The organism is Caballeronia sp. SEWSISQ10-4 2 (assembly GCF_030464885.1).
Lineage (GTDB): Bacteria > Pseudomonadota > Gammaproteobacteria > Burkholderiales > Burkholderiaceae > Caballeronia.
The window spans coordinates 94648-112164 of sequence record NZ_JALPRJ010000026.1; the positions used below are offsets into that span (position 1 = coordinate 94648).

Consider the following 17517-nt stretch of genomic DNA (forward strand, 5'->3'; position numbering starts at 1 on the left):
GAGGGAGTCCAACAACGTAGAACTGTAGGGGTGAAACGATATTTACGGCAAGCATCCCATATTGGGCAAGCCGCGGCGGCACAACGGGTTAACCCCGGTTTGCCCATCCGGCGCGGTTTTGACCGCTATGAGGGTGCGGGACGGACGTTCCGCGATGGGAACGCCAGACCTGCATCCAACTGCTTTTCACTGCATTTTTGACTCGGCGGCCCGTGCGCTTGAATCGAGCGGCCCGGTTGAACGGACCGATTGACTGCTGCTACGCGCAATCGTCATGCGCAGCACTGACACTGACCGCCGTTTGACGCTTTAGCCCTGCTTGGCGGCGGCAACTTGTGCAGCCACTTCGGCAGCGAAGTCGTCCGTACGCTTTTCGATGCCTTCGCCGACCACGAACAGCGCGAACTTCTGCACCGATGCGCCTGCCGCCTTCAACATCTGTTCGATCGTCTGCTTGTCGTTCTTAACGAACGTCTGGTTCAACAGCGACACTTCCTTCAGGTACTTCTGCACGCTGCCGTCGACCATCTTCGCGACGATTTCAGCCGGCTTGCCCGATTCCGCGGCCTTTTGCTCGGCAATGCTGCGTTCCTTCGCGATCAGTTCCGCCGGGACGTCGTCCGAAGACAGCGAGACCGGCTTCATGGCAGCCACGTGCATGGCGACATCCTTGCCGACCTGCTCGTCCGCGCCCGTGAATTCGACCAGCACGCCGATGCGCGTACCGTGAAGGTACGAAGCCAGCTTGTTGGCGGATTCAAAACGCACGAAACGGCGCACCGAGACGTTTTCGCCGATCTTGCCGATCAGCGCGAGACGCACTGCGTCGACCGTCGAGCTTTCCAGCGGCAGCGTCGACAGAGCAGCCACGTCAGCCGGATGATTCTTTGCGATGAGTTCAGCCACCGTCTTGCCGAACCCCAGGAAATCGTCGTTCTTCGCAACGAAGTCGGTCTCGCAGTTCAGCTCGACCAGAACACCCACGCCGTGAGCGATATGCGCCGCGACAATGCCTTCAGCCGTCACACGCGATGCCGCCTTGCTTGCCTTGTTGCCCAGCTTCACGCGCAGCAGTTCTTCAGCGCGCTCCATGTCGCCGTCGGCTTCCGTCAGCGCCTTCTTGCATTCCATCATGGGCGCGTCGGTCTTTGCGCGCAGTTCTGCCACCATGCTTGCGGTAATTGCCGCCATCATTTGCTCCTTGAGTCTGTGCCGTGTTTTCACACGTAAATCGCACTATTGACACGCGCCGCCGGCGAAAAACGCCCGCGGCAAGAATGGGGGTGCTGCCTGATACTTCACGAATACTGCCGTTGTTACTTTACGTTGCAGTTGCGGCCGGTTAAAAAAAGGGGGCCTTTCGCAAAGCCCCCTTTTTTGCCGGAACCATCAGGTCGGCGTCTTATGCAGAGACTTACGCTTCTGCGTTGACTTCCACGAAGTCGTCGCCATCACCACTGCGAACTGCCTGGACCACTTCGTTCACCGCATTCGAACGGCCTTCCAGGATCGCGTCGGCCACGCCTTGCGTGTACAACATGACAGCCTTGCTGGCGTCGTCGTTACCCGGGATCACGTAGTCGATGCCTTCCGGCGAGTGGTTCGTGTCGACCACGGCGATAACCGGAATGCCCAGCTTCTTGGCTTCGGTCACAGCAATCTTGTGATAACCGACGTCAACCACGAAGATTGCGTCCGGAATGCCGCCCATGTCCTTCACGCCGCCAATCGACTTCACCAGCTTGGCCATTTCGCGTTCGAACAGCAGCGCTTCCTTCTTGCTCATGCGCTCCGTTTCACCGGCTTCCAGCGCTGCTTCCATGTCCTTCAGGCGCTTGATCGATACTTTCAGCGTCTTGAAGTTGGTCAGCATGCCACCGAGCCAGCGTGCGTTCACGAACGGCATGCCAGCGCGTTGCGCTTCTTCTGCCACCGTGTCACGCGACTGACGCTTCGTGCCAACGAACAAAATCGTGCCGCGATTCGCTGCCAGTTGACGCACGTACTTCAGCGCGTCGTTGTACATCGGCAGCGTTTTTTCGAGGTTGATAATGTGAATCTTGTTGCGATGACCGAAAATGAACGGGGCCATTTTCGGGTTCCAGAAGCGCGTTTGGTGACCGAAGTGGACACCGGCTTCCAGCATTTGACGCATTGTTACTGCCATGAGAGTTCTCCGCGAGGGTTAGGGTCTTAAGCCGGCTGCCGCATCGGGCGCCCCGTGTTTCTCGATTTTTCGGGGCGCCGGACACCCTGGGTGCGCCGGCTTGCGATTCAAGTCCGATCTTCTCCGCCCTTCCTTTTTCGGGCGAACGTTCCAGAAAAGCATACTGTTTTCAGGAACGTCGCATTGAAAAGACGATTGCAAAGTGGATGCAGACTTAGCCAGCGAGTATATCACGCTCAAATGACTCGGCTCAAGCTGCCCGTTGATCCGGATGAGGCCCGGGACAGCTTTCCCCCACTGTTCTGTCGAGAGCCGCGGTCGCGCCCGGAATCACAGTAAAGGGGGTAAAACAATCGGTAAATTTGTGCGCAGATCCCTCTAAAACCGCCGCGCCAGCCCGCGCCCGGGTGCGGCGAGCCCTGTAAGGTGCGATAATGGCCGATTGGCGCTAACAGCCGCATACACGCATTCTCGATACAAGTCATGTCCATTACGCTGAAAAACGACCACGATATCGCGCAAATGCGCATCGCCTGCCAGCTTGCCAGCGAAGTGCTCGATTTCATCACGCCCCATGTTGCCGCGGGCGTGACGACGGGCGAACTCGATCGCCTTTGCCACGAGTACATGTTGAAGGAACAGGGCACGGTGCCCGCTCCGCTCAATTACCAGCCGCCTGGCTATCCGCCGTACCCGAAGGCCACCTGCATTTCCGTCAACGACGTGATCTGCCACGGCATTCCCGGCGACAAGACCCTGAAGAACGGCGACGCGCTCAATATCGACGTCACGGTGATCAAGGACGGTTATTTCGGCGATACCAGCCGGATGTTCCTGGTCGGCGAAGGCTCGATCCTGGCGAAACGGCTGGTGCAAACCACGTTCGACTGCATGTGGCTCGGCATCGACCAGATCAAGCCGGGCGCGCATCTCGGGGATATCGGCCACGCTATCCAGAAGCATGCCGAGGCGCAGGGCTACAGCGTGGTGCGCGAGTATTGCGGCCACGGCGTGGGCCAGGTTTTCCACGAAGACCCGCAAGTGCTGCATTACGGCCGGCCGGGCACGGGCATCGAGTTGCAGGCGGGCATGATCTTTACCGTCGAACCCATGATCAACGCCGGTCGCCGCGATATCCGCACCATGCCCGACCAATGGACCGTCAAGACGCGCGATCGCAGCCTGTCGGCGCAATGGGAGCATACGGTGCTGGTTACGCCGACGGGGTATGAAGTGCTGACCGTTTCGGCGGGTACGCAGGCGCCTTCGGAATTGATCGCCGCGACAGCTTGAGTGAAAACTCGACGGGTGTGATTCTCGCGGTGACGAGATGAGATTTGCTGACGCTTGAGGTTTCACCCTGATCGTCCGCGCAGAGTGTTTCGCTCAATGCAAAACGGCCGAATTGTTCACGCCTGTTCCTGTTGTTCCGCTCGATTTAAAGACGGCTTAAGCTTGCTGTATCGGTGGTACGGGGGTATCGCGAACGCCGGGGTCTGTCGCGTTGTTCGTTCCCGTAATCACCGAGCTCGCTGATCGGGCTGATGGTCGGCGCCTGGCACTGCGCGGCGCCGAGGTTAGCGGGCGAGCGCCAGGTCCAGCGCCAGCAGAAACATGTTGTGCACGCACCAACTGCATCGCCACGACCGATTAACCGGCGAACCGCCCATTCGCCACGATCAATTTCCACCCACTGACTAGACGATCCGCCTGCCCATGAGCGTACCTGCCGTCGCCCCGCCCTGCGCCGATTCGCTGAAAGCCTCGTACAAGACCGCCAAAGCCGCCTTGCTCGAGCGCTTTCAAAGCGCGACCAACGTCGATGGCCTGATGCACGCCCTCGCGCGCGCCACCGACGATGCGCTCAAAGGCGCATGGGAAACCTGCGGGATGCCGGCATCGGCGGCACTGATCGCAGTTGGCGGCTATGGGCGCGGTGAACTGGCGCCGTTTTCGGACGTCGATATCCTCGTTTTATTGCCCGACCATGAGGCGCCCGACCACACTGCTTCGCTGAACGCGCGTATCGAAAGGCTGATCGGCATGGCGTGGGATCTCGGGCTCGAGATTGGCAGCAGCGTGCGTTCGGTGTCGCAATGTATCGATGAAGCAAGCAACGACATCACCATCCAGACCTCGCTGCTGGAAGCGCGGCGGATCGTGGGCAACGAGAAACTGTTCGATACGTTCGAAGGGCGATATCAGCAAACGCTCGATTCGCGCGCGTTCTTCCAGGCAAAGGTCCTGGAAATGCGCCAGCGGCACGCCAAATATCAGGACACGCCGTACAGCCTGGAGCCGAATATCAAGGAAAGCCCTGGCGGGCTGCGCGATCTGCAACTCATTCTGTGGATCTCGCGCGCGGCCGGTTTCGGCAGCAGTTGGCGTGAACTGGATTCTCGTGGCCTTATCACCGAACGCGAAGCGAGCGAACTGCGCCGCAACGAAGGTTTTCTGAAGACCCTGCGCGCGCGGCTGCATGTGATTGCCAAGCGGCGGCAGGACATTCTCGTCTTTGACTTGCAGACGGCGCTGGCGGAAAGCCTCGGCTACAAAGCGACGTCGTCCAAGCGCGCGAGCGAACAGCTCATGCGCCGTTATTACTGGGCCGCGAAAGCCGTTACGCAGCTTGCCACCATCCTGATCCAGAACGTGGAAGCGCAACTGTTTCCATCGACGAGCGGCATCACGCGTGTGCTCAACGAGCGTTTCGTCGAGAAGCAGGGCATGCTGGAAATCGCCAGCGACGACGTTTTCGAGCGCGAACCGAACGCCATTCTCGAAGCGTTCCTGCTGTACGAACAGACGCGCGGCATCAAGGGTTTGTCGGCGCGAACGCTGCGAGCCATCTACAACGCGCGCGACCTGATGGGCCGCGACTGGCGGGGAGACCCCGAGAACCGGCGCCTGTTCATGGCGATCCTGCAGCAGCCCGAAGGCATCACGCACGCGCTGCGGCTGATGAACCAGACGAGCGTGCTCGGGCGCTACCTGCTTAACTTCCGGCGCATTGTCGGGCAGATGCAGCATGACCTGTATCACGTCTATACCGTCGATCAGCACATCCTGATGGTGTTGCGCAATCTCCGCCGTTTCGCGATGGCCGAACATGCGCACGAGTATCCGTTTTGCAGTCAGTTGATGGGCAATTTCGAGCGCCCTTGGGTGCTGTACATCGCGGCGCTTTTTCACGACATAGCCAAGGGCCGCGGCGGCGATCACTCCGTGCTCGGGATGGCGGACGCGCGGCGTTTTTGCCGCGATCACAATGTTGGCGTGGACGACAGCGATCTGGTCGTGTGGCTCGTGGAGCAGCACCTGACCATGAGCCAGGTCGCGCAAAAGCAGGATACGAGCGATCTGGAAGTCATCAAGCAGTTTGCATCGATGGTCAAGACGGAGCGCCGGCTGACCGCGCTGTATCTGCTGACCGTCGCCGATATCCGCGGCACCAGCCCCAAGGTCTGGAACGCGTGGAAAGGCAAGCTGCTCGAGGATTTGTACCGGGCCACGCGCTCCGTGCTCGGCGGCGCCGAGCTTCACGCGCACTCGGAACTCAAATCGCGCCAGGAAGACGCGCTCGCGTTGCTGCGCCTGGAAACCGTGCCCGAAAACGCGGAAAAAGTGTTGTGGGAGAAGCTGGATGTCGGCTATTTCCTGCGCCACGATGCCGCCGATATCGCCTGGCAGACCCGCGTGCTCTACAAACACGTGGAAAGCGAAAAACCGATCGTGCGCGCGCGGCCATCGCCGATTGGCGCAGCGCTCCAGGTACTGGTGTATGTACAGGACCGGCCCGATCTGTTCGCCGGGATTTGCGCGTATTTCGATAAAAATGGCCTGTCCGTGCTCGATGCACGCGTCACGACGACCCGCCACGGCTACGCGCTCGACAATTTTCTGGTCGCGCATCCGGACCATGACGGGCATTATCGCGACATTGCGAATCTCGTCGAACAGCAGTTGAGCATGCTGCTCACCGCTGAAGGCATCTTGCCGGAACCGTCGAAGGGACGTGTTTCACGGCTTGTGCGCACTTTTCCGATCACGCCGCGCGTGGATTTACGTCCCGACGAACGTGGTCAGTATTACATCCTGTCCGTATCGGCTAACGACCGGCAGGGCCTCCTTTATTCGATCGCGCGGGTTCTGGCCCAGCACCGGATCGGCGTCCATGCGGCGCGGATCAATACGCTTGGCGAACGCGTGGAAGACGTGTTCCTGCTCGACGGCAAAACCCTATCCGACAACCGGACGCAGATCCAGGTCGAAACCGAACTGCTGCGCGCGATCGCAGCCTGAGAATATATGCGCGTCAAACTGACAGCGAAGCACCCGCGCCCGGCATCGCCGGCGCGTTCCCCCGTTCGTACCGGCAGCGCCGCCGGACGGAAAAAGCCCGCACGTGCCGAGATGGCAAGCGGAGATCGGCCAGTGCGCAGTGATAAAGCGGCCGGCGGCGCGGAACGCGGTGATCGCGGACCTCGGCCTTCGTTTGGCGACCGTGGCGCTCCGCGTGGCGATCGGCCTGCTGGCGGTGGTGAACGTCGTCCGTTTACGCCGCGTGGCGATGCTCCAAGGGGTCCGAGTGGTGATCGTGGGCCGCGCCCTTCGTTTGGCGATCGTGGCGCGCCGCGTGGTGACCGGCCTTCCGGCGACGGCGAACGTCGTCCGTTCACTCCTCGTGGCGATGCTCCGCGTGGTCCGAGCGGCGATCGTGGGCCGCGCCCTTCGTTTGGCGATCGTGGTGCGCCGCGTGGTGATCGGCCTTCCGGCGATGGTGAGCGTCGTCCGTTCACTCCCCGTGGTGATGCTCCGCGTGGTCCGAGCGGTGATCGTGGGCCGCGCCCTTCGTTTGGCGATCGTGGCGCGCCGCGCGGTGACCGGCCTTCCGGGGACGGCGAACGTCGCCCGTACGCGCCGCGTGGCGATGCTCCGCGTGGTCCGAGCGGTGATCGTGGGCCGCGTCCTTCGTTTGGCGACCGTGGCGCGCCGCGTGGCGACCGGCCTTCCGGTGATGGTGAGCGTCGTCCATTTACGCCGCGTGGCCCCAGTAACGACCGTGGCCCCCGCCCATCATTTGGCGACCGTGGCGCTCCGCGCGGTGACCGGCCTTCCGGCGATGGCGAACGTCGTCCGTTCAGCCCGCGCGATGATGCCCCGCGCGGTGCGAGCAGCGATCGTACGCCGCGTCCTTCGTTTAACGATCGAGGCGGACCCCGTGGCCCGAGCAATGATCGCGGTCCGCGTCCGTCGTCCGGCGATCGCGGCGCTCCGCGTGGCGATCGGCCTTCCGGCGACGGCGAACGTCGTCCGTTCACTCCTCGTGGCGATGCTCCGCGTGGCCCCAGCAGCGATCGCGGTCCACGACCTTCCTTTGGTGACCGAGGCCCACGCCCATCGCTTGGCGACCGCAACGCCCCCCGTGGCGATCGCCCCGCAGGCGACAGCGAACGCCGTCCGTTCAAAGCCCGCGAAGATTCGCGCGGCCCAGGCAGCGATCGCGCGCCCCGCCCATCGTCCAGTGATCGCGGCGACCGCCCGGCGCCGCGCGAGCGCAACCACGCATACGACGGCAGCCCGCGTCCGGCTTCCGCCGATCGCCAACGGCCTTCGAGCGACAGCCCTTACGTAAAACGCGACGCCCCCGAGCGCTTCGGCGAGGAGCGTAAGCCCCCGCGCAAACCGGCATCGAAGCCCTCGAAACCGCGCGATGCCGATGCCCCTCCCTCACTCGCCCGTGTCGCGCGCGAAAGTGAAGAAGGGCTCGTGCGCCTGTCGAAAATGATGTCGGAGCTTGGCCTGTGCTCGCGCCGGGAAGCCGATGAGTGGATCGAAAAGGGTTGGGTGCTGGTCGACGGCGAGGTCATCGATACGCTCGGCACCAAGATCCGTCCCGATCAGAACATCGAGATCGCGCCCGCTGCCCACGCGGCCCAGATGCAGCAGGTCACCATCCTGATCCACAAGCCGGTCGGCTACGTGTCGGGTCAGGCTGAAGATGGCTACCAGCCGGCTGTCACGCTGGTGAATCCGTCCAATCATTGGGCCGACGACCAGTCCGGTATCCGCTTCTCGCCGCTGCATCTGCGAACGCTCGCGCCGGCGGGCCGGCTGGATATCGATTCCACCGGGCTGCTCGTCCTGACCCAGGATGGCCGGGTAGCGAAGCAACTGATCGGTGGTCATTCGGATGTCGATAAGGAATATCTCGTGCGCGTGAAATTCGGCGAGCATGAAGTCGATATCGAACCGCACTTTCCGCCCGAAAGCCTCGCGTTGCTGCGCCACGGACTCTCGCTCGACGACGTGCCGCTCAAGACCGCGCAGGTCAGCTGGCAAAACGGCGAGCAATTGCGCTTTGTGTTGCGCGAAGGCAAGAAGCGTCAGATTCGCCGGATGTGCGAGCTGGTCGGGCTGGAAGTGGTCGGCCTGAAGCGTATCCGGATGGGCCACGTGACGCTCGGCGCGCTGCCGCCGGGTCAGTGGCGTTATCTCGGCGCGGACGAAGCGTTCTAAAACAGCTTCGCGGCCTCCTCCGCCCGTTTCAAAGCGTCGCGGAAAAACGAGGAAATTGTTACCAATCGATGCGAAATGGCACCTGCCGATCGCATCGATTTTTTTTGGCCGACTTTTTGGCTAAAGAAAATATGACAGACGACCGTTAGTCAGATACACGCGCAATTTACCGCTTCGAGCCGCGTGTGCTTGGTGAAAAGCCTCTGGAGAATCCCATGTCCGTTGAAATCATTGTTCGCGAAACGAAAACCGGCCTCGAAATTGTCAGTGGCCGCCGCCGGCTCGACGCGCTGCTCGCCTTGCGCGACGAAGTTGTTGTGACGAGCCCGGGCGTGGGCGAAGTTGTCATTGCACGATTGCCGGACGGACGTTTGCAGGCATCGGCGAATCCGGAGCACATCGAATTGTTCCGCCAGCCGGAAACGGCTTCGGGAAGCAAGAAAAGCTTCGCCTGAGGATGAAACCGCCGGGTTCCGGCGGTTTCGCTTCCTGGACGCATTAAATGATCAGGTGAAACGGGCGGATCGTATTGGCTCGTCTTGTGTTGTTGCTTCGCGGATAAAGCGTGCTGACCGAAGCCAGGCACCCCGCCAAACCCGCCAAACATACAGGGCCGCGATTCTTCGCGGCCCTTGTTCCTTCCAGATACCAAACGGCTGATCAAATCAGCCGTTCAGACATCCATCGTTCAATCATCGGCCTTCGGATCGAGCCCTGGAAACAGGATTTCGGTGAAGCCGAATTTCGAGAAATCCGTGACGCGCATGGGATAAAGCTTGCCGATCAGGTGATCGCATTCGTGCTGTACGACGCGCGCGTGAAAACCCTCGGCCATCCGTTCGATGGGGGAACCGTATTGATCGAACCCCTGATAACGGATCATGGAATACCGCTGCACGGCGCCGCGCAGGCCCGGCACCGACAAACACCCTTCCCAGCCTTCCTCCATATCGTGCGAGACCGGCGTGATGATCGGATTGATCAGCACCGTTTCCGGTACCGGCTCGGCCTCCGGATAACGCTCATTGTGAGCAAAACCGAAGATCACGACCTGCAGATCCACGCCGATCTGCGGCGCCGCGAGCCCCGCGCCGTTTGCGTGACGCATGGTGTCGAACATGTCCTCGACAAGAGCATGCAACTCAGGGGTATCGAAGTGATCGACCGATTCGGCGATACGCAACAAACGCGGATCGCCCATCTTGAGGATTTCGCGAATCATGGGGTTTCTCCCTCCAAAAGCTTGCGCATACCATCTTCGTCGAACACCGGGACGCCGAGTTCCTCGGCTTTCACGAGCTTGCTGCCCGCCTCCGCCCCCGCCACCACGTAATCCGTTTTCTTCGACACCGATCCCGCCACTTTCGCGCCCGCGGCCTCCAGCATCGCCTTCGCGTCTTCGCGAGAGAGTGAGGGCAACGTACCGGTCAGCACCACGGTCTTGCCAGCGAGCACGCCCTGCGGCGCTTTCGGCGCAGGCGGGCCCTCGGGCCACGTTACCTTGCCTGGCGCGCGCAACTGCTCGATCACCATCTGGTTGTGCTCTTCGCTGAAAAAGTTGTGGAGCGATTCGGCAACGACCGGGCCGACATCGTTCACTTCCAGCAATTCTTCGACGCTGGCCGCCATGATCGGATCGAGCGAGCCAAAATGCTTGGCGAGATCCTTCGCCGTCGATTCCCCGACGTGACGAATACCGAGCGCGTAGAGAAAGCGCGGCAAGGTAGTTTGCTTCGCCTTTTCGAGGGAATCGAAGAGATTTTGAGCGGATTTATCGGCGAAACGATCCAGCGCGGCAAGCGTTGCCACGCCGAGATTGAACAGATCCGCCGGCGTGCGCACGATGTTCTCCTCGACCAGCTGGTCGATGATCTTTTCACCCAGGCCGTCAATATCCAGCGCGCGCCGTTGCGCGAAATGCCACAGCGCCTGTTTGCGTTGCGCCGGACAAATCAAACCACCCGTACAACGCGCGATAGTTTCGTCAGGCAGCCGCTCGATTTTCGATCCACACACCGGGCACTCGGTCGGCATCACGAACTCGCGGGCATCGTCCGGACGCCGGTCGAGGATCGCACCGACCACTTCGGGGATGACGTCGCCGGCTCGCCGCACAATCACCGTATCGCCGATGCGGATGTCCTTGCGCCGCACTTCGTCTTCGTTATGCAACGTAGCGTTGGTCACCGTCGCGCCGCCGACAAACACGGGCGTGAGGCGCGCGACCGGCGTAATTGCGCCCGTCCGCCCGACTTGCACGTCGATGGCCAGCAACTGCGTAAGCGCTTCCTGCGCCGGAAACTTGTGCGCGAGCGCAAAGCGCGGCGCGCGCGAGACGAACCCGAGCTTGTCTTGCTCCTCGCGCTGGTTGACCTTGTAGACCACGCCGTCGATGTCGTACGGCAAACCGTCGCGTTTCTCGCCGGTCTTGTGGAAGAACTCGAGCAGGCCGTCCGCGCCCTGCACTACGCCACGCTCCGCGTTCACCGGTAGACCCATTTCCTTGTACCAGTCGAGCAGCGCCGAGTGCGACGGCGGCATCTCGGCACCTTCCAGCATGCCAATGCCGTAAGCAAAAAACGACAACTGGCGCTGCGCGGTCATCTTGGGATCGAGTTGCCGCAACCCGCCCGCCGCCGCGTTACGCGGATTCGCAAATTCGCGTTGTTCGGCCTCACGCTGACGCGCATTGAGCCGTTCAAAATCGCGTTTGAACATCAGCACTTCACCGCGTACGTCGAGCCGCTTTGGTACGTTTTTGCCTTTGAGCTTCAGGGGAATCGAGCGGATGGTGCGAACGTTCTCGGTAACCTCTTCGCCTGTCGCGCCGTCGCCGCGCGTGGCCGCCTGGACAAAGAGCCCGTCGTCGTATCGCAGAGAGATGGCGAGACCGTCGAACTTCAATTCGCACGCGTATTCCACGGGCGTGTGACCCAGCGTGTCCGCGACGCGTTTATCGAATGCGACGATGTCTTCGTCGGCGAAACCGTTGTTCAGCGAGAGCATGGGCACGTCATGCGTGACCGGCTGAAAACCCGTTGCCACCTCACCGCCAACGCGTTGCGTGGGCGACTCCGGCGTGATCAGGTCCGGATGATCGGTTTCGATCTGCTGCAGTTCCTTGAACAGAACGTCGTATTCGGCGTCCGGTAGATCCGGCTGATCAAGAACGTAATACGCGTAATTCGCGCGCTCGAGCTCCGTGCGCAACCAGACGGCGCGTTCGGCCGGCCGCTCGGCGCTCGCAATGGGCGCGTCGGACACAGCGGAAACGGCGGACTCTGCTTTGGCAGCGGCTTTCGGTTTGGCAGACATGCGGCAAGACAGGCTAAAAAGTTAGAAGAAACCGACCTGTCGATTGTCTCAGAGATCGGCTGATCGTGGCATCGCCCAAATAGCCGATGCCTTTCGAAAATCGCTAACTATTCACCGCTTGACCACCGTAGGATCCTACTGGCTGAACAAGCGCCGCGTCGCGGGGGAGCCGGCTGGAATGCCAGCCTGTTCGAGCTTTGCGTACAAGGTCATCAACTGCTTTTCGATGGCAAGCAGCGACGATTCCGGCAACGGCCGGCGCTGGTCGTCGACCACCCGCGCGCCAATGCGCTCGGAGAGCGATTTGGCGTAATCGCACATCAGGCGGAATGGCAGGATGTCTTCATCGGCCACGGGCACGTCCAGCACGAGCGTGATCATCTGACCGCCCTTGTAGGTCAGGTCGTCGCGCAGGAAGTTGGTATCGCCGAAAAGGAGCATGAACACCGGATTCTGGCGCGCGTCGAGCTTGACGAAACGCGTGCCGTCGCGCGACAGCAGCAAGCCATCCTGCGACGCCACCGCCTGCACATAGTTTGCAGACCAGGGCGCGCCGTCGGAGAGAATGTTGATGGACAATTGCGCGTCGCACTGGGCGGCGAACGCGTCGAGCTCGCGCGCCATGCCGACCGTTTCCAGCATGTCGGGAAACTCGGGCGAACCGTCAATGCCGTCGGCGAAACGCTGCACGCCCGTCACGAACTCCGAGAATTCCAGTTCGTTCAGCGGGCCGCCCCGATTGGCCAGTTGGGCGGCCGCGCGCAATTCCTCGTAACGCGCGCCGTTCTTGAGCAATTCCCAGGTCGTGCCCCCTTCCGGCTTACCTTCTATATACACAGGCTTCGCGCCCGCGCGGCGCAACTTCTGCGCGCTCGGAATCAGCTTTTCGCCGGCGATCGGCGCAAGCAGACGGATCGGCACCACGCAATCGATCCGCCGGTCCACGATAGCCGGCGGCGCCGATGAAATCGTGGTCGCGGCGGGCAAAACGGGTTCGTCATCGTCGGCGAGAATGGACGCCGAATCCGGCTCCGGGAAATCGCCATTCATCGACGTCGATTCGGCCTGGAGGTCCACTGCGGTATCGGCCGGCGCTACCGTCGACATTGGCGTACCGCCAAAACTCGGCTCGACGCGCGCGTGCGACGCATCAGACGTGTCGCCCTCGCTCATCGCGGGTTCGCGCCGCACCGGGCGCGTAGGTTCGATGAACGGCTGTTCTTCGTCGGCGTCGTTGCGCGCGAGCGACTCAGCCGCTTCGTCAGGCATCGGACGCGGCATCTTGCGGCGCACTTTGGCGCCCTGCCAGGCGTTATAAACCACCACGCCGCCTACCACCACGGCTCCTGCCCCGATCAACCCGAGTGTCAACTCGTCCATGCACGCTCCGTCATTCTTCTGGTTGCGCTCTCTCGCGCGCTTGCCGCGCTATTGAGGCTTCCGGCGCTTCATTGAAGTTACGCCGCGCGATCTGCGCCGCACGCGCTCGGATATCGGCTCCGAAATGCGTCGGTCACTCCGCGCCGGCGCGCCAGAACCGGCCGCCGGGGCCGGTTCTCCCCACTATTTTGCTGTCCGTTTCGTAAAATCCGGCCACACGATCAAGCATTCTGGGCGAAACCCGCCGCGGATTCCATATCCACGGCAACAATCCGCGAGACACCCTGTTCCTGCATCGTCACGCCGATCAGTTGTTGCGCCATTTCCATCGCGATCTTGTTGTGCGAGATGAAGAGGAATTGCGTCTTCTCCGACATCGCCCGCACGAGGTTCGCGAAGCGTTCCGTGTTGGCGTCGTCGAGCGGCGCGTCCACTTCGTCCAGCAGACAGAACGGCGCCGGATTCAACTGGAACATCGCGAACACCAGCGCGGTGGCCGTCAGTGCCTTTTCACCGCCCGAAAGCAGGTGAATGGTCGAATTCTTCTTGCCTGGCGGTTGGGCGAGCACCTGCACGCCGGCATCGAGAATTTCGTCGCCGGTCATGACGAGTTTCGCCTGGCCGCCGCCGAAAAGACGCGGGAAAAGCTCGCCGAAATGACGGTTCACTTCGTCGAACGTGCCCTGCAGCAACGCGCGCGTTTCCTGGTCGATCTTGTGGATCGCGTCTTCCAGCGTGCCGATAGCGTCGTTCAGATCCGCTGATTGCGCGTCAAGGAAATCCTTGCGTTCGCTGGCCGCCGCGAGCTCGTCGAGTGCGGCCATGTTGACCGCGCCGAGTGCCGCGATCGCGTTATTCAGCCGCGTGACTTCGCCCTGCAGATACGAGGGCTTCAGATCCGGCGTGAGTTTGGCCTGCAACTCGGCTTCATCGACACCCGCCGCCGCCAGTTGTTCGACAAACTGCTCGCCGCTGATGCGCGCCGCCTGTTCCTTCAACTGCAATTCGCTGATCTTGTCGCGCAACGGCTGCAACGAACGCTCTGCAATGAGCCGCAGTTCATCGGCTTGACGCAGCCGCGCGGTGAGATCGTCGAGTTCGATACGTGCCGAGTGCAACGCTTCTTCTTTTGCCGCACGCACTTCGAGCGCGTCCTGCAAACCGGTGTGCGCCGTTTGCTCGTTGATCGTTTCGAGTTCGGCGCGCGCGTCTTCCAAAGCACCGGCTACGCGTTCGCTCTGGTCCTTCGCCGTTTCGATATTGCGCCGGTATTCCTCGATCTTCGCCGCCAGTCCGCGCGCCGCAAAGCTGGCGTCGGTGGCCGCGCGTTCGAGATCGCGGGCTTCCTGACGCGCGTTGGTCAGCGCTTCATCGAGTGCTTCGAACGCGAGTTGATGATCTTCAAAACGCGCCTGCAACTCGGCGAGTTCGCCGTCGTGACGTTCGAAATTAGCTTCCGATTCGGCACGCAGTGCACGCTGTTCATCGATTTGCGCGGTGATCTCGGCCAGTTCCTCGCGGATCTGCGTGCTGCGCTGCATGTAGCGCTCATGCGCTTGCGTGAGCTTCAGCACGTCCATTTGCAGTGCGTGCATGCGTTGGGTCGCGCGTTCGGCGGCGGAACGGGCATCGCCAAGACTCGCCGATGCCTGCGTATGCGCCGCTTCCGCTCGTACCGCGGCGGCTTTGGCTTCATCGGCGAGGAGCGCCTGAGCGCGTACTTGCTTCGTCAGGTTTTCGATTTCCTGCTGACGGGCGAGCATGCCGGCCTGTTCGGAATCGGCGGCGTAAAGCTGCACGCCAACCCGCGTCACTACGTGACCCGCTTTCACCACGAACGACCCGCCGTCGGGCAATTGCGAACGCGTGGAAAGCGCTTGAGCGATGTCATCGGCGACGAACGTGTTGCCCAGCCAGTCGGTCAGCACGGCGCGCAGGCCTGCATCGTCGATACGAAGCAGAGCAAGCAATGGCCGCAAGCCCGCGGGCGTCTCCTGCGGGCGGCCGGCGTTGGGCGGTGCGTAGAACGCGAGCTTGGCGGGCGGTGCGTCGGTCGCAAACGCCTTCACCCAGTCGAGATTCGATACTTCCAGCGCAGCAATCCGCTCGCGCAGAACCGCTTCCAGCGCCGTTTCCCAACCCGCTTCCACGTGCAGCTTTTTCCACAGACGCGGCAGCGAACCGAGTTCGTGTTTATCGAGCCACGGCTGGATCTTGCCTTCGGTCTGGACGTTTTCCTGCAACTGTTTCAACGCCGCCAACCGCGCTTCGAGCTGGTGAATCAGCGCGCTTTCAGCCTGCACTTTCTCTTGCGCCGCGCGACGCTCGCCATCCAGACGCGGCAGCGTGTCCTGAGCGTCGGCGAGACGCGCTTGGGCGTCGGCGAGAATTTCCTCGTGCTCGGCCAGTTGCATGCGCAACTCTTCAAGCTGCGCTTCGTCGGGCGCATCCAGCCCGCCCGCTTCGCTTTTCAGACGTTCCTGACGCTGCTGCAACTGTTGCAGTTGCTGGTCGGCATTGCGCTGATGCGCGGCCTCCAGCTTCAACGCTTGTTCAGTCTGCGCGATACCGCCACGCTCTGCGTTCAACTCAGCCTGGGCATCGCGGAAACGCGTTTCGAGCGCGGGCAGTTCATCGTGCTTCGCGGCGGCGGTTTCCTGCGCGATGGCCGCTTTCTCCTCGCCGATGGCCAGTGCCTGTTCAGCATCCACGATCTCGCCGCGGGCTTTCTCGGCCTGCATCTGCCACTGCTCGCGCTGAGCGGTCAGCGCAGCGATCTGCGCCTGCACCCGATTACGCGATTCGACAATGAAGCGGATCTCCGCCTCGAGCTTGCTGACTTCGGAGTTCGCCTCGTACAGTGCGCCTTGGGCGCCCTGCATGGCGTCGCTGGCGCTGTAGTGCGCCACGCGCAGCGTTTCCAGTTGCGCTTCGACTTCGCGCAGCTTCGCGGTTTGGGCTTCGAGTTCGATCTGCGCGTCGCTGATGGCGCGTTGCTGGCGCTCCGACTCGTTGCCCGCCTCGTTCTTGCGCAACAACCACAAGAGCCGCTGCTTTTCTTCGCCTTCGGCCTGCAGCGTCTTGTATTTCGTCGCGACGATCGCCTGGGCTTCGAGCTTCTCTAGATTCGCGCTCAACTCGCGCACGATGTCTTCCACGCGGGTCAGGTTTTCGCGTGTGTCGTGCAGGCGGTTCTCGGTCTCGCGGCGGCGTTCCTTGTACTTCGACACGCCCGCGGCTTCTTCCAGGAATACGCGCAGTTCTTCGGGCTTCGCTTCGATGATCCGCGCGATCATGCCCTGTCCGATGATCGCGTAGGCGCGGGGCCCGAGGCCGGTGCCCAGGAAGATGTCCTGGATATCGCGGCGGCGGGCCGGCAGGTTGTTGATGTAGTAGCTCGACGTGCCGTCGCGCGTGAGCACGCGCTTGACGGCGATTTCGGCGTAGGTGCCCCACTGGCCGGCGGCGCGGCCGTCGGCGTTATCGAAGATCAGTTCGACGCTGGCGCGGCTGCCGGGCTTGCGCGCCGTGGAGCCGTTGAAGATCACATCCTGCATCGATTCGCCGCGCAGTTCCGAGGCACGCGATTCGCCGAGCACCCAGCGCACGGCGTCGATGATGTTCGATTTGCCGCAGCCATTCGGACCTACCACGCCGACAAGCTGGCCTGGGACCTGGAAATGGGTGGGATCGACGAAGGACTTGAAGCCAGCGAGTTTTATCGAGGTCAGACGCACGGCGATATCGCTGATTGAAAAGAATTCTGGAGAACGGGCCGGCGGGCCTCTGTGCCGTGATGCTTGTGCGGCAGGAGATAACTGCTAACGCCGGTCGAAAACGCTCGGGCGGTGGATTGAACCCGTCGATGCGGAGCGACGGGGCGCAACCCGTGGTGCCATTATTGCTTGACGGCTTATATGTAACCGCAAGCAGGCAGCCCGGCGAACGGTGACAATCATACCATCGGGGGGGTTCTTTTCGTTCGCACTTGATCGGGATGGGGGTGGTTTCGGGTGTAGTGATCGGGCGGCGATGCTGGGTTGCTGCTTTCGGCCTTAGCGGTCTGCGCGAGTTAGCTGTATTTTTTATCACTATTAGCCACTGTGCGTGGCGGCACGTCATTTCTGTCCAAAGCG

At 61.9% G+C, this 17517-nt stretch carries 11 protein-coding genes; 5 read left to right on the forward strand and 6 right to left on the reverse strand.

Annotated features, from left to right (window positions below; translation table 11 throughout):
• Window positions 1-309: 309 nt before the first annotated feature.
• Together tsf and rpsB are read right to left on the reverse strand one after the other, a co-directional pair.
• The gene (gene tsf / locus M0D69_RS19210) at window positions 310-1191 is read right to left on the reverse strand and encodes a translation elongation factor Ts (RefSeq protein WP_301783528.1); all 882 of its coding nucleotides are present in this window, start codon (window positions 1189-1191) and stop codon (window positions 310-312) included.
• A 223-nt stretch (window positions 1192-1414) separates the two neighbouring features.
• A complete protein-coding gene (gene rpsB / locus M0D69_RS19215; RefSeq protein ID WP_301783529.1) occupies window positions 1415-2167 on the reverse strand; it encodes a 30S ribosomal protein S2 in 753 nt (250 codons plus the stop codon).
• A gap of 483 nt (window positions 2168-2650) precedes the next feature.
• On the opposite strand from rpsB, the gene map reads away from it, so the two are divergent.
• From map to M0D69_RS19235, 5 genes are all read left to right on the forward strand, one after another.
• Entirely contained in the window at window positions 2651-3460 is an 810-nt protein-coding gene (gene map, locus M0D69_RS19220) for a type I methionyl aminopeptidase (protein ID WP_301783530.1), read from the forward strand.
• Between the two features lie 423 nt (window positions 3461-3883).
• Complete coding sequence (locus M0D69_RS19225) at window positions 3884-6469, forward strand: [protein-PII] uridylyltransferase (protein ID WP_301783531.1); 2586 nt, start codon at window positions 3884-3886, stop codon at window positions 6467-6469.
• 169 nt (window positions 6470-6638) lie between these two features.
• Entirely contained in the window at window positions 6639-7802 is a 1164-nt protein-coding gene (locus M0D69_RS43815; RefSeq protein WP_367619731.1) for a hypothetical protein, read from the forward strand.
• Between the two features lie 134 nt (window positions 7803-7936).
• Entirely contained in the window at window positions 7937-8686 is a 750-nt protein-coding gene (locus M0D69_RS43820) for a pseudouridine synthase (RefSeq protein WP_367619732.1), read from the forward strand.
• 215 nt (window positions 8687-8901) lie between these two features.
• On the forward strand, window positions 8902-9141 hold the full coding sequence (locus M0D69_RS19235; protein ID WP_047896678.1) for a hypothetical protein: 240 nt from the start codon (window positions 8902-8904) through the stop codon (window positions 9139-9141).
• A 233-nt stretch (window positions 9142-9374) separates the two neighbouring features.
• Here the strand turns inward: M0D69_RS19235 and def are convergent, their stop codons facing one another.
• The 4 genes from def to smc all read right to left on the reverse strand — a co-directional run bounded on the left by def (window position 9375) and on the right by smc (window position 17118).
• Window positions 9375-9908 (reverse strand): peptide deformylase, encoded by a 534-nt coding sequence (def, locus tag M0D69_RS19240; protein WP_301783533.1) that lies wholly within the window; start codon window positions 9906-9908, stop codon window positions 9375-9377.
• On the reverse strand, window positions 9905-12001 hold the full coding sequence (ligA, locus tag M0D69_RS19245; RefSeq protein ID WP_301783534.1) for an NAD-dependent DNA ligase LigA: 2097 nt from the start codon (window positions 11999-12001) through the stop codon (window positions 9905-9907). Before ligA ends, def begins: the two co-directional genes overlap by 4 nt.
• 135 nt (window positions 12002-12136) lie before the next feature.
• Window positions 12137-13381 (reverse strand): cell division protein ZipA C-terminal FtsZ-binding domain-containing protein, encoded by a 1245-nt coding sequence (locus M0D69_RS19250; RefSeq protein WP_301783535.1) that lies wholly within the window; start codon window positions 13379-13381, stop codon window positions 12137-12139.
• Between the two features lie 221 nt (window positions 13382-13602).
• Window positions 13603-17118 (reverse strand): chromosome segregation protein SMC, encoded by a 3516-nt coding sequence (gene smc / locus M0D69_RS19255; RefSeq protein WP_301783536.1) that lies wholly within the window; start codon window positions 17116-17118, stop codon window positions 13603-13605.
• Between the last annotated feature and the right edge of the window lie 399 nt (window positions 17119-17517).

Excerpts from the sequence above, each read along its gene's own strand:
- tsf (WP_301783528.1), bottom strand. The coding sequence starts at position 1,191 with ATGGCGGCAATTACCGCAAGCATGGTGGCAGAACTGCGCGCAAAGACC.
- rpsB (WP_301783529.1), bottom strand. The coding sequence starts at position 2,167 with ATGGCAGTAACAATGCGTCAAATGCTGGAAGCCGGTGTCCACTTCGGT.
- map (WP_301783530.1), top strand. The coding sequence starts at position 2,651 with ATGTCCATTACGCTGAAAAACGACCACGATATCGCGCAAATGCGCATC.
- M0D69_RS19225 (WP_301783531.1), top strand. The coding sequence starts at position 3,884 with ATGAGCGTACCTGCCGTCGCCCCGCCCTGCGCCGATTCGCTGAAAGCC.
- M0D69_RS19235 (WP_047896678.1), top strand. The coding sequence starts at position 8,902 with ATGTCCGTTGAAATCATTGTTCGCGAAACGAAAACCGGCCTCGAAATT.
- def (WP_301783533.1), bottom strand. The coding sequence starts at position 9,908 with ATGATTCGCGAAATCCTCAAGATGGGCGATCCGCGTTTGTTGCGTATC.
- ligA (WP_301783534.1), bottom strand. The coding sequence starts at position 12,001 with ATGTCTGCCAAACCGAAAGCCGCTGCCAAAGCAGAGTCCGCCGTTTCC.
- M0D69_RS19250 (WP_301783535.1), bottom strand. The coding sequence starts at position 13,381 with ATGGACGAGTTGACACTCGGGTTGATCGGGGCAGGAGCCGTGGTGGTA.